Here is a 13155-nt window from a genome sequence, read left to right as displayed (position 1 = left end):
GGTCGCCGGAACGTTCCGGCGACCCCGCAGCGTTCCGGCGACCCCGCAGCGTTCCGGCGACCCCGGCACGGGTCGGGCCGGCACCGGGTCGGGATGAAGCTACGCCTCCGCACCCTCGAGTTCGTCGTCCTCCTCGAACTCCACGGCGGCGACGATTTCCTTGGTCTCCGGGTGGAGCATGAAGGCTTCGTCGTCCTCTTCGACCATGATGTAGTCGCCGTGGTCGGTGCTGAAGTGCCAGGCGAGTGTCTTCTCGCCGTCGTGGACGTAGTTCGGATCGCCCATGGTGATCTTTTCCAGGGCGAAGCCTGCCACATCGCACAGTTCGCGGATGATGAGTTCGAACTCCGGAGCATCGAGCAACTCGGCCTCGGCGGCCTCGGCCCGGCGCTCTTCAAGGTCCGGGATGAGGGCCACCCGGGCGGCGATGTGGGCTTCCAGCTGCTCCTCGTCCAGATACAGCACGCCGTCCTGGGCGCGCAGCCAGGCCGCGTTGAGCTCGATGATGTCCTCGGTTTCCAGGAGGGCTTCGAATTCGCCGTCCAGTTCCTCCAGCGCGGCAACTGCCTCGGAGGGGGCCTCGGATTCGTCCAGATCGCCGTCCATGTACGTTTCGGCTTCCTCTTCGGAGAGGGCGTCGAAGGCCTCGGCGGTGCGGTTGAAGAGATCCAGGTGGGCCGTGGCACCCATGGCCTCGAGGCCTTCGCGGACCAGGACGTCCACATCCTCGCGCTCCGGGCTGGTGAACACGTACTGGGCGAAACCGCCGGACAGTGCCTGGGTCAGGTAGTAGTCCACGTAGTAGCTGCGCAGCGCGTTGGGAGCGATTTCGTCATGGTTGAGCAGTGCTTCGTACATCTCGTTGACCACGGTGACGTTCGCATCCACGACGTCCGCGGCGGTCATGCCGATGCTGTCCTTCGTCAGGACTGTCGGGTGCCCAAGGGTGGATTCGTTGCTGGTCATGGGATTCCTCACTGCTTGAAGCGGATGAACGCTTTCACGCTACGCGCGGCCGGCACGGCGGACGCCGAGGACAAGATGAACGTCCGGCGAATATTGCCGGACCGCGCCCGGACACTCAGCCCGTGCCCAACACTCAGCCCGTCCCCCGACATTCAGCCCGTCCCCAACACTCAGGCCATGCCCCGACATTCAGCCCGTGCCCGCATTCAGGCCATGCCGGAAGACAACCACAACAGAAGGACCGCTGACGGAAGAACCAGCACCACGGTGACGAGACCGGCAAGGGCAAACCCGCTCCAGCGGATGCTGACGTTGAGTGCCTGGAGCCGTTCGTGCCACAGGAGTGTGGCGAGGGAAGCCCACGGAGTCACGAGTGGTCCCAGGTTCACGCCGATAAGGAGGGCGGCCAGGCGCGAGGGCGAACCAGCCACGGGTTCCAAGGCGAGATAGGCCGGCAGGTTGTTTGCCGCGTTGGCAGCCAACGCACCTGCCCCCGCAAGTTGGAGCAGCGCGGGGAAGCCCTCACCGTCGCCGGCCGCGCGGGCCAACACGGCACCCAGGCCGTTCTCGTGAAGGGCTTCCACCACCATGAAGAGCCCGGCCGTCAACATGAGCGGCCGCCACGGGATCATTGCCCATTTCAGCGCAGAGGGCCGTTTCCATGCGTAGACGGCGATGAGAAGAATGACCGCCGCGAGCGCTGGAAACTGGACCGGGATCCCGGAGACCAGCGCCGGCAGCAGGAACGCCAGAACCGCGGCGGATACCGCCAACAAGGGGCGGTCCGTCACCTGGTGCCGGGGTTGCGGGCCGTAACGCCCCCGCAGTTGCTTGCGGAAGGCAGCACCGACGATCAGCAGCGGCACGAGCACGCCAACCAGCGATGGAGCCCAGACCAGCTTCGCGAAGTCCAAAGGGGAAAACGCCAGCCGGTTCTGGGCCAGGAGGTTGGTCAAGTTGGACACGGGCAATAGCAGGGACGCGGTGTTGGCCAGCCACACAGTTGTCAGGGCGAAAGGCAACGGCGGGATTCGGGCGTGGACGGCCAGCAGCACGACGAGCGGAGTGACCAACACGGCAGTGGTGTCCAAGGAGAGGAAGATGGTCGACGTCGCGGCAAGGGCGACGATCAAGAGCCACAACAGCCATACGCGTCCACGGCCCAGAACGGCGATCCGGTCCGTTACCACTTGGAACAGGCCGGCTTCGGCCACCAACTCGGTCACGACGGTCATGGCCACCACGAACAACAGAATCGGAACGGTCCGAAGCGCCAGGGCCTGGAAGCCGGCTCCCGACAGCAAGCCCGTGGCCAGGCACGCGACGCCGGCCAACAAGATCCCCGTCGGAAGGACGTAACTGCGCGCTTTCGTCAACCATGTCCAAGCCATCACTGCCTCATCGTAGTGCCCGCGGGCCGGTGGACCTGCCCTCCTGCTGCCGTGTGCAAACAAGGCTGCAAAGTTCGGCGGCGGCCCGAGCCGGGCCGGGCCAGTAGGATTCATAGATAGCCCCGAGCCGAAAGTAGCCTTCCCGAATGCCTTCCCACTCAGACGATTCCTGGGATCTGGCGATTCAAACTCCCGCCATCAATGACCGCTCGCTCGCGGCCGGCCTGGCGTACGCGATGGGCAGCCGCGTCAGCAACATCACCTTCGACGCCGGCACCGGCCTCATGCTCGGCAAGGTGCGGGGCAGTGGCGCCGCACCGTATTCGACCTCCGCGAAGCTGGTCCGCAAACCGGCCGGCTGGAGTTGCACCGTGGGCGTGTGCAGCTGCCCGGTCCGCAAGGACTGCAAGCATGTGGCGGCCCTGCTGTTCGCCGCCGAAGACCACCCCACCGTGCGGGCGCAGCTGCTGAGCGTGCCCGCCCCCGGCCAAACGTCCGGAAGCACTGTCCCGTTGCAGCGGCCCGCCTGGGAACGTGCCCTGGACCGGCTGATTTCGGGCGGGAGCGCCCCGCAGCCCGGCCGCGGGCTGCCGTTGGCCCTGCAGTTCGAGGTGGAGGAGCCCGCCCCGCACTTCGCCTACACCGGCAGGCGCGACCCCCTCCGCAGCGTCCGCCAGCTCAAGGCCAGGCCCGTGATGATGGGGGCCAAGGGCAAATGGATCAAGGGCGACGCCTCCTGGACGAACCTGAACTACCTGGGCTACAGGCGCGAATTCAACGAGGCCCACCTTGAACTGCTGCGGGAACTCCTGGCCGGCCACTCCAGCAGCGAGCACCGGAACTTCGGCTCCAACATGTGGCTGCTGCTCAACGACTATTCGGGCAGGAAGCTCTGGGAACTGCTCGCCGAGGCGGAAAAGATCGGCCTCGAACTGCTGCACTCCGGCGGCAGCGAGCCGGTCCGCATCGCCGCGGAACCCGCCGTCGTCGGGCTGGACCTCAGCCGGGCCGGCGCCACGGATACCGCGCCCGACGGCGGACTGGAGCTCGCGCCGTCGGTCACCATCGGCGGGGACGCCGTGGATCCGGCGTCGCTGGGGCTGATCGGGCGCCCGGCGCACGGCCTGTTCTTTACTGGCGCGCCGTCCGGCACCGGGCACGAAGCACTCCCCGGAGTCCCGTCCCCGCAGAACCTCATCACCCTGGCTCCCCTGGCTGGCGGGGAATCGCAGGAACTGCTCGACTTCGTGGCCGAGGCCACCCGGCTGCAGATCCCGGCGCAGGACGAGGAACGCTTCCTCACGGCTTTCTACCCGAAGCTGCGGCAGAGTGCGCGGCTGACCGCGAAGGACGAGTCGGTGGAACTGCCCGTGCTCGCGGTCCCCAGCTTGTCCCTGCTGGCCAACTACGGTGCCGACCACCGCGTGCGTCTGCACTGGGAATGGCACTACACAGCGGGCAAGCTCGTTACGGCCCAGCCGCTGTGGCGCCACCCGGACGACCACGGCTACCGGGACGACGCCACCGAGGCACGGATCCTGGAAAGCCTCGGCCGGCCGTGGGAAGTGGTTGCCGCGCTCGGCGAATCTTCCAGTGGCGGCTGGGGTGCTCCCCGGCTGGCCGCGGCGGTGGACCTGAACGGCCTGGACACCCAGGCCTTCACCGAAGAGGTGCTCCCCCGGCTGCGCGAACTGCCCGATGTCACAGTGGACACCAGCGGCGACATCGCCGACTACCGCGAGGCCTCCGAGGCGCCGGTGGTCTCCATCTCCACGAAGGCCACGGACAACCGCGACTGGTTCGACCTTGGCATCGTCATCACCCTGGAAGGCGAACCGGTGTCCTTCGCCGCCGTCTTCTCGGCCCTGGCTGCCGGGCAGGGCCGCATGCTGCTGCCCAGCGGCGCGTACTTCTCCCTGGACCTGCCCGAACTGCACCAGCTCCGTGCCCTGATCGACGAAGCCCGCGCCCTGCAGGAGCACCCGCACAAGGACGGCACCCTGCAGATCAGCCGCTTCCAAGCGGGACTGTGGGACGAGTTCGCGCAGCTGGGGATCGTGGACGAGCAGGCGGCCGCGTGGCGGGAGTCGGTGGGCGGACTGCTCGACGACGGCGTGACCGGGCTGCCGCTGCCGGCCTCCCTTAACGCTGAGCTGCGTCCATACCAGCTGGAAGGCTTCAACTGGCTCAGCTTCCTGTACAAGCACAGCCTGGGCGGTGTCCTCGCCGACGACATGGGCCTGGGCAAGACAGTGCAGGCCATCGCGCTGATCTGTGCCGCCAAAGAGGCGGCTGGCAAAGAGGCGGCTAATGGTGCAGAACAAGGCACCGCGCCGTTCCTCGTCGTCGCCCCCACCTCCGTGGTGGGCAACTGGGCCGCCGAGGCACAGCGTTTCGCCCCCGGGCTGAGCGTGCGGACCATGACCGAAACCTTCGCGAAAAGCGGAGCATCGCCGTCGGACGCGATGGCGGGGGCCGACGTCGTGATCACCTCCTACGCGCTGTTCCGGATCGACGAGGAGGCGTACGCCTCCCGGCAATGGGCCGGGCTGATGCTGGACGAGGCGCAGTTCGTGAAGAACCACCAGTCCAAGGCGTACCAGTGCGCGCGGAAGCTGCCGGCGGCGTTCAAGCTGGCCATCACGGGCACGCCGCTGGAGAACAACCTCATGGAGTTCTGGGCACTCACCTCGATCGTGGCGCCGGGGCTGTTCTCCTCCCCCAAACGCTTCGCTGAGAACTACCAGAAGCCGGTGGAGAAGAACGGCGACACGGCACAGCTGGACAAGCTGCGGCGAAGGGTGCGCCCGCTGATGATGCGCCGCACCAAGGAACAGGTCATCAAGGACCTGCCGCCCAAGCAGGAACAGGTCCTCGAAGTGGTGCTCAACCCGCGCCACCACAAGGTGTACCAGACCCACCTGCAGCGGGAGCGGCAAAAGATCCTGGGCCTGATCGACGACGTCAACAAGAACCGCTTCACCATCTTCCAGTCCCTCACCCTGCTGCGGCAGCTGAGCCTGGACGCCTCGCTGGTGGACGAGTCCCTGTCAGCGGTGCGCTCCTCCAAGCTGGACGTGCTGTTCGAGCAGCTTGAGGACATCATCGCCGAAGGGCACCGGGCCCTGATCTTCAGCCAGTTCACCGGGTTCCTCGGCAAGGTCCGCGAACGGCTGGATGCCGAGGACGTGGAGTACTGCTACCTGGACGGCAGCACCCGGAACCGGGCCGACGTCGTCAGCGAGTTCAAGAACGGCGCCGCGCCGGTGTTCCTGATTTCCTTGAAGGCCGGCGGCTTTGGACTGAACCTCACCGAGGCGGACTACGTGTTCCTGCTGGACCCGTGGTGGAACCCGGCTTCCGAAGCCCAGGCCGTGGACCGCACGCACCGGATCGGCCAGAACCGCAACGTCATGGTGTACCGGCTGGTGGCCAAGGACACCATCGAGGAAAAGGTCATGGCACTGAAGGCCAGGAAGTCCCAGCTGTTCGCCGACGTCATGGAGGGCGACGCCCTGGCCGGTGGTTCACTCACCGCCGATGACCTCGCGGGGCTGTTCTCCGAGTAGGCGCCATGTGGCATTATGTGAACGGCCGTCACTCATTGTATATATTTGCACCATGAACGACGCACCGCGGGGCCCGCACGCCAGCATCGAACGCACGGTGGAATGGGTGGACACCGATGCCTCCGGCCACCAGCACAACTCCGCCATCGTGCGGTGGGTCGAGGCAGCGGAAGCCGAGCTGTTCAGGCAGCTCGAGCTCCCCGGGTACTTCCCGAGCGCGCCGCGCGTCCAGCAGGTGATCAACTACACGTCCAAGCTGTGGTTCGGCCAGCGCGTGACAGCCACGGTGGAAATCCGCGAGCTCGGCCGTACCTCCATGACCCTGGCGTTCGAGGTCCGCGGCCACGCGCACGGCACCGCCGAGGGCGGGATCGCCGCATATGGAACAGTGACCACCGCCCACGTGCCCGCGGGCGCGGCGGCGGCCCAGCCCTGGCCCGAGCGCATCCGCGAGGCCGCCGGGCTGTAACCGTTCCCCCCGGCGCGACGGCGGCTTCACCCCGGAAGGAGTGAAGCCGCCGTCGGACTCCCTATCCGTCAGACCAGCACGCGTCAGACCAGCACGTCGCCGTCGCGGGCGACGACGCGGCCTCCGGAGAGCACCAGGCGCCGCTGCGGGCAGCGCACCAGCACGTCCGGCACGTTCTCGGCGTCGAAGAGCACGACGTCGGCGCGCGACCCGGCGACGAGGTCGTGCTGCTCCCGTCCGACGAACGGCGCCCCATGCTTCGTCGCGTATTCGACGGCGGTGGTGAGCTTGTCGTCGTGGCGGAACCCGTGCAGGCGCGCGAAGGCGAAGGCCACGCGCAACAGGTCCCCGTCACCGAACGGCGACCACAGGTCGCGGATGCCGTCGGTGCCCAGGCCCAGCGGAACGCCCCGCTCCCGCATCCGCTGCCACGGCAGCGGCGCCGTGCCGCCCATGGCGACAGTGGTCCACGAGATGCCCGCCTCGGCGAGGCCCTCGATGATCTCCTCCTGCACGCCCGGCTGCAGCGTGCCCAGGGCGAAGCCGTGCGAGATGTTCACCTTGCCCTGCAGGCCCGCGTCGACCGTCCGGCGGATCACCTGGCGGTATTCGTACGCGCCGAGCGAGCCGAAGTCGTGCAGGTGCAGGTCGAGGCCGACGCCCCGCTCGACGGCGATCTGGAACAGCCCGTCGAGCTGGCCCTCGACGTCGCCGTCAATGGTTCCCGGGTCGAGCCCGCCGATGCTGTCGGCCCCGGCCTGGGCGGCCTCGTCGAGCAGTTGCATCACGCCCGGCCGGCGCAGCACGCCGTCCTGCGGGAACGCCACCGTCTCGACTTGGATCGCCCCGTCGAGTTCGGCGACGGCGGTCTGCACCGTCTCGAGGCCCTTCAACCCGATGCCGAGGTCGACGTCGATGTGCGTGCGGGTGGCGGTGGTGCCGTGGCGGAGGAACTCGCGCAACACCGCGGCCGCGGAGTTCGCGTTCGGGATGTCGTAGTTCCCGCGTTGGGCGCGTTCGTTCGCGATCCAGCCCTCAACCGTCGGGTGGTCGGAATAGCTGTATGACACCCACGGCTTGCCCCACCAGCTCTTGTCCACGTGGGCGTGGGTGTTGATGAACCCGGGGATGGCCAGCATCCCGCCGCCGTCGAGGTCTCCGGGCCCGGAGGCACCCGAGGCGGGAGCCACCTCGGTGATGACCCCACCGCTGATGGTGATGTCCGAGGCTTCGGCGCCCCACGGGCGCACGTTCCTCAGGGTGAACTTCTTGTCAGTCATTCTGTCTTTCCTATCTTCCGGACTCAGTGCACACGGCGGACTCAGTGCACACGGCGGAGGAAAGCCGCCGTGCGCTCGTGCTGCGGGTTGTCGAGCACCTCGCGCGCCGGACCGTCCTCGAGCACGCGGCCCTGGTCCATGAAAACCACCCGGTCAGCCACCTCGCGGGCGAAGCCGACCTCGTGCGTCACCACGACCATCGTCATGCCCTCCTCGGCCACCCGGCGCATGGTCTGCAGCACCTCGCCCACCAGTTCGGGGTCGAGGGCGCTCGTCGGTTCGTCGAACATCATGAGGCGCGGCTCCATGGCGAGCGCCCGGGCGATGGCCACGCGCTGCTGCTGGCCGCCCGAAAGCTGGCTCGGGTACGAGGCGTCCTTGTCGGCCAGGCCGACTTTGGCCAGCAGCTGCCGCGCGTGCGCAACGGCTTCCTTCCGGGGACGGCCCAGGATCCTGGTGGGCCCGTAGGTGACGTTGTCGAGGGCAGTCATGTGGCCGAACAGGTTGAAATGCTGGAACACCATGCCGATGTGCTGGCGGGCCTTGGCCACGCGGCGTTCACTCTGTTCAAAAAGCTGACCGCCGTGCAGTTCGTGTCCGATCCGCTCGCCGTTGACCTCTATGACGCCGCCGTCGACGGGGTCCAGATGGTTGATGCAGCGGAGCAGGGTGCTCTTGCCCGAGCCTGACGGCCCGAGGATGCAGACAATCTCGCCGGTGCGCACCTGGATGTCGACGCCGCGGAGCACATGGAGGTTCCCGAGCCACTTGTGTACTCCGTCGATGCGCAGCATCGTGTCCGCTGCAATTCCTGCGGGGGCTGTTTGCGTCACTGCGCACCTCCGGTCGTGGTCGTGGTGGTTGCCGCCGCCCGGCCGCCCGGCGTGCGCTTGCGGGGCTTGCGTGAGCCGGGCTGCGAGGCGTTGAAGCGGCGCTCGAGGAAGTGCTGTCCGATGCCCGCGACGGTCACGAGGATCAGGTACCAGAGCACCGCCACGATGAGCAGGGGCAGGATCTTGAAGTTTTGCCCGTAGATCAGCTGCACCCGTGTCAGCAGATCGCTGCCGCCGATGACCGAGACGAGCGAGGTTGCCTTCAGCATGCCGATGAACTGGTTGCCGGTCGGCGGGATGATGACCCGGATCGACTGCGGCAGCACGATGCGTGCAAGCGCCTGGTTGCGGGTGAGGCCGATGCTCACTCCCGCGTCGGTCTGGCCGGCGGGCACCGAAATAATGCCGCCGCGGATGATCTCGGCCATGTAGCCGGACTCGGCGAGCGAGAGGGCGATGAGGCCCGCGGTGAAGCCCGAGATCAGGGTGTTCGTGTCCTGGCCGAGGATGGTCGGGAAAAGCACCGCGAGGTTGAACCAGAGCAGCACCTGCACGAGCATCGGCACGCCGCGGAAGAACCAGACGTAGCCGCGGCCGATGACGCTTGCCACCTTGTTGTTGCTCTGGATCATCAGGGCGATGACGAAGGCGAGCGCGATGGAGATCAGCATGGCGAAAAGCGCCAGTTGGATCGTGACGCCGACGCCCTGCAGAACCACCGGGTTGAACATGTAGTCCCAGGTGACGCCCCACTCCATGTTGGGGTTCTGCGCCTGCGACTGGACGAAGAGCGCGAGCAGGGCGATAGCGACGATCCCTGTGACGATCTGACCGTACTGGGGCCGCCGCTTCGCGTGGATCGGCGCTTCCTGCACGGGCGGCTCGTCGCCGGGCCGGCGCACGTAATGCGCCGGCCCGGTCACAGCCGGGGATGACGAGGTGTTCAGCTCCGACATGATCACTTCTGCGCCAGGTTGATGCCGGGGGTATCAAGGTTGATGACCTCGACGTCCCACTTCTTCAGGACCTCGCCGTAGGTGCCGTCCTTGTGGATTTCCTTGAGGGCGCTGAGGAAGGCGTCGCGGAGCTTGGTCTGCTGCTTGTTGAACGTCATACCGAGGTAGACCTTCTCTTCGAAGTCGACGGGGAGCGACTCGAGCTTGTCTCCGGTTTCGCGCTGGATGACCGTGACCGCCATGTCGGGCCAGAAGATGGCGTCGATGCGGCCGGAGGTGAGTGCAAGGTTCTTGTCGCTCGAGTTCGGGAAGGAGATGAGCTGGGTGGCGGGCTTGCCCTTGGCGATGCACGCCGCGGCCATCTGGTCAACGAGGCGGTTGGCGTCGGAGCCCTTGACGTCGCCGATCTTGACACCGCAGCCGCCGTCGACGGCGCTCGTGATGCCTTTCGGGTTGCCCTTCTGCACCATGAAGACGGTGCCGGCCCACTGGTAGTCGATGAAGTCGACCTGTTCCTGCCTCTTCTTGCGGTCGGTCATGCCGGCGATCGCGGCGTCGAACTTGCCGCTCTGCATGCCGATCAGGATCTGGTCGAAGGGCACCTTCTCCCACTTGACCGGGATGCCGAGTTCCTTGGCCATCGCCTCCATGAGGTCGACGTTGTAGCCCTTGATGCCGCTTTCACCGGCGGGCGTGAAGTTGGCCGGTTCGAAGTCAGGCTGGGTGGCGACAGTGAGCACGCCCTTGTCCTTGACCTCCTGCGGCAGCAGATTGAAGAGGGGCGCCTTCTCATCGAGGGCGGCGGGCTTCGCCGATCCTCCGGCCGCCGTGGCTGAGGAACCGGAGACACCGCAGCCGGTAAAGGCGAGCACGGCGAGGCTGCCGGCCGCGAGGGTAGCCGCGGCGCGGCGTGCGAAGGTGGTGCGGTAGAACGACATTGTTCTTGCCTTTCGGGCGAGGTTCCGCGGGATGCGGAACGGGTTGGGGGAAGAAGCGAGCAGGGTACCGCTCGCCAAGGCCAGGGTCAGCTTGCGCGCACGGGGCTCCCGTGGCGCGCGACGGCCCTGCCGCGTTTCAGCACGAGCCGCCGCGGCGGCCGGGCTGCTACCGCCTCGCCGATGCTCGCGGCATCGATGAGGAAGAGATCGGCGGGTGCACCGGGTTCGATCCGGGCGGGTTCGCGCCCGAGGGCCACCGCCCCGCCGCTGACGGCCACGTCGAAGGCCGCGGCGATCTGCTCATCAGTGCGGAATCCGTTGCGGTATGCGAGGTGGAAGGTGCGGTCGAGCATGTCGCCGTTTCCGTACGGACCCCAGAGGTCGCGCACGCCGTCGTTGCCCGCGCCGATGTTCACACCGCGCCCCCGCAGCTCGGCGACCGGCAGCACCGGGGTGTTGTAGACCGTCGCCGTCAGCAGGGAGATCCGGGCCTCGGCGAGGCCCTGGGAGATCCGCTCGGAGTGGGCGCGGTCGACCTCGACGAGGGCCACGCCGTGCGAGATCGCGACCCGGCCCTCAAGGCCGTGCCGCAGCACCCGCTCGATGATGAGTTCCATCGTGTGGGCACCGAGGGTGCCGCGCTCATGCAGGTGGATGTCGAGGCGGGCACCGTAGCTCTCGGCGAGCCCGAAGATCAGGTCGAGGTGACGCACCGAGTCGCGCTCGAGCGCTGCGGGGTCGATGCCGCCGAGGCATCCGACCAGTCCTTGCCGCAGGGCCGATTCGAGCAGCTCGGCTGTGCCGGGGCGGGTCAGGAGCCCGCCTTGCGGGAAGGCGACCTGCTCGACGTCGATCACCTCGGCAAGCTCTTCGGCGACCGTCGCGACGAGTTCAAGGCCGCGCAGCCCGATGTCGGGATCGACGTCGGTGTGCGTGCGGGCGAGGGTTGTTCCTGCGGCGGTCATCTGCTCAAGCAGAGCCCGTATGCCGTCGCGGCTCGGCAGGCCGAGCTGCGCGCGGCCGCGCTCGCCGTTCGCGATCCGGTCTTCGAGCACCGGCCCCGCGGAATGCGGCACCCAGCCGCGGCCCCAGAGCGTTTTGTCTACGTGGCAATGGGCGTCGACCATTCCCGGCAGCACGAGCGCACCGGCGCCATCCTCGCGCACCGCAGCCGCGTCGTCGGTGAGTCCGGCCGGCTCGATCTGCGCGATACGGCCGTCCTGGATGAGCAGGTCGACCAGCGGAGCTTCATGCGCCAGCCGCACGCGCTCGATGAGCATGTCCCGCATCCCAAACCTCCCGATTCCGTGACGATCGTCACCTTGTCTCGATATACACACAGTAAGTGACTTTGGTATTCCAAGGCAATACCCAGGTCAGCAAAGACCGATAATTTCCCCGGATTACGACTAGATATGCCGCATGGAAGGCAGGTCGAATGTAAATTGGAATACCAGATGCGGATTCAGGGGACGCGAGAAGGCCGTTTTTCTACAGCGGCGACGCAGAGCTCAGGGCGTACCGGAGCGCTCGCACAAGCCCCTCACCTCGGGGCGGCAATCACCGGCGCAGGGTTTCGGAGGGAAGTTCGCCGAATGTTTCCAGGTACGTGGCGGAGAAGCGTCCCTGGTGCGAGAAGCCGCAGCGCTCCGCGATCGAAACGATGTTCTCCTGACCGGGCTCCGCTTCAAGCAGCATTTCGCGGGCCCGATCCAGCCGGACCCGCCTAAGCAGTTCCGAAGGGGTTGCCCCGACTTCGGCGCGCAGGGCCAACTGGAGGGTGCGGACGGAGACGCCAAGGTTCTCTGCCATGTCCGGCACCGCAAGGTCCTCGGATGCGTGTCGATCCAGGAGCTCGCGGAACCGCCGGATCAATTTGCTCTCTGCACCCGGATTCCGGACGTCGCCGTCGGCAGGTTTGTTCTCCATGGCCATCAGCAGCCGCGACAGCATGGTGTCGGCAAGGAGGTTTTGGACAAAGGCGGGAGCCCCGCGTCCCGGCTCGCTGATCATGTCGTCGTGGAGTTCGACGACGGACCTCAGGAACGCGCGACCCAGGGAACCGTTGAGGTCCATCGCGTAGCCGAGGTTGACGCCGCCTTGCGGGCTGTCCCCATAGAGTTGCTCTGCGACGGAGGCGAGCGCGCGGCGCCGCACGTAAACAATCAAATGCGGGGTTCCAGCATCCCAGGTCATCGAGAACGGGCGGTCGACCGGCGGAACCGTTGCAAGCTTCGGGCTCGACTCGACCACATCCTTACCCACTTGCATGAGGGCGTGGCCGGAGAGGGGAATCTGGATCAGATGGAAATCCTCCAGGCCCTCCGGATTGATGCGCACCTCGGCACCGTAGTCAAGGTACTCGATCCCGACGTCGCCGCGATGAAGCGACCGCAGTTTCATGTCAACGGATGTCCCCCGGGCTTGCGGAACGAGATCATGCCGGCAGAACAGTTCGGCAATCTTTTGGTGGGCATCCTCGACGTCTGAGGTGGTCACCGTCGGGCGTCCCCGGAGGACATCACGAGGAAGGATCCTCACCATCGCACACCTGACTTCCAGGGGTTTCGCTTTTCGGATGAGCCCTGCGCCATGTGGATATACCGGCCCTCGGGGTGTGAATAGAGTCACTTTCAGATCAAGTATGACGCACGTCATAGAAATGCAACAACGACGTCAGAGGGAGGTGGGCAGCGATGAAGAACATCAGGCTGGTACACGAACGCCGGCTGGAATGGGAGCGAACCCATCCG

At 66.8% G+C, this 13155-nt stretch carries 10 protein-coding genes; 2 read left to right on the top strand and 8 right to left on the bottom strand.

What is annotated here, in order from left to right; genetic code table 11:
* Window positions 1–99: 99 nt before the first annotated feature.
* Together DWV11_RS01365 and DWV11_RS01360 are read right to left on the bottom strand one after the other, a co-directional pair.
* On the bottom strand, window positions 100–966 hold the full coding sequence (locus tag DWV11_RS01365) for a DMP19 family protein (RefSeq protein WP_115787112.1): 867 nt from the start codon (window positions 964–966) through the stop codon (window positions 100–102).
* A 206-nt stretch (window positions 967–1172) separates the two neighbouring features.
* Window positions 1173–2357, bottom strand: coding sequence for an ArsB/NhaD family transporter (locus DWV11_RS01360; RefSeq protein ID WP_115787111.1), 1185 nt, complete (start codon window positions 2355–2357; stop codon window positions 1173–1175).
* A gap of 146 nt (window positions 2358–2503) precedes the next feature.
* On the opposite strand from DWV11_RS01360, the gene DWV11_RS01355 reads away from it, so the two are divergent.
* Complete coding sequence (locus tag DWV11_RS01355; RefSeq protein WP_115787110.1) at window positions 2504–5926, top strand: DEAD/DEAH box helicase; 3423 nt, start codon at window positions 2504–2506, stop codon at window positions 5924–5926.
* A 52-nt stretch (window positions 5927–5978) separates the two neighbouring features.
* The gene (locus DWV11_RS01350) at window positions 5979–6395 is read left to right on the top strand and encodes an acyl-CoA thioesterase (protein ID WP_115787109.1); all 417 of its coding nucleotides are present in this window, start codon (window positions 5979–5981) and stop codon (window positions 6393–6395) included.
* 83 nt (window positions 6396–6478) lie between these two features.
* On the opposite strand, the gene DWV11_RS01345 is transcribed toward DWV11_RS01350, so the two are convergent.
* The 6 genes from DWV11_RS01345 to DWV11_RS01320 all read right to left on the bottom strand — a co-directional run bounded on the left by DWV11_RS01345 (window position 6479) and on the right by DWV11_RS01320 (window position 12901).
* A complete protein-coding gene (locus DWV11_RS01345; RefSeq protein ID WP_115787108.1) occupies window positions 6479–7675 on the bottom strand; it encodes an amidohydrolase in 1197 nt (398 codons plus the stop codon).
* A gap of 41 nt (window positions 7676–7716) precedes the next feature.
* Entirely contained in the window at window positions 7717–8469 is a 753-nt protein-coding gene (locus tag DWV11_RS01340) for an amino acid ABC transporter ATP-binding protein (RefSeq protein WP_115787107.1), read from the bottom strand.
* 35 nt (window positions 8470–8504) lie between these two features.
* Window positions 8505–9464, bottom strand: a complete 960-nt coding sequence (locus tag DWV11_RS01335; protein WP_115787106.1) for an amino acid ABC transporter permease — start codon at window positions 9462–9464, stop codon at window positions 8505–8507.
* A 2-nt stretch (window positions 9465–9466) separates the two neighbouring features.
* Window positions 9467–10402 carry an ABC transporter substrate-binding protein gene (locus DWV11_RS01330; RefSeq protein WP_115787105.1) on the bottom strand — a complete coding sequence of 312 codons (936 nt, stop codon included), beginning with the start codon at window positions 10400–10402 and terminating at the stop codon, window positions 9467–9469.
* A gap of 86 nt (window positions 10403–10488) precedes the next feature.
* The gene (locus DWV11_RS01325; RefSeq protein ID WP_210725636.1) at window positions 10489–11742 is read right to left on the bottom strand and encodes an amidohydrolase; all 1254 of its coding nucleotides are present in this window, start codon (window positions 11740–11742) and stop codon (window positions 10489–10491) included.
* 220 nt (window positions 11743–11962) lie between these two features.
* Window positions 11963–12901: an AraC family transcriptional regulator gene (locus DWV11_RS01320; protein ID WP_245953381.1), complete on the bottom strand. Its 939-nt coding sequence runs from the start codon at window positions 12899–12901 to the stop codon at window positions 11963–11965.
* Between the last annotated feature and the right edge of the window lie 254 nt (window positions 12902–13155).

The sequence above is a fragment of the Arthrobacter silvisoli genome, from assembly GCF_003369445.1.
GTDB lineage: Bacteria > Actinomycetota > Actinomycetes > Actinomycetales > Micrococcaceae > Arthrobacter > Arthrobacter silvisoli.
Note: the sequence above shows the minus strand (reverse complement) of the source record. Positions and strands in the feature narration are given on the sequence as shown.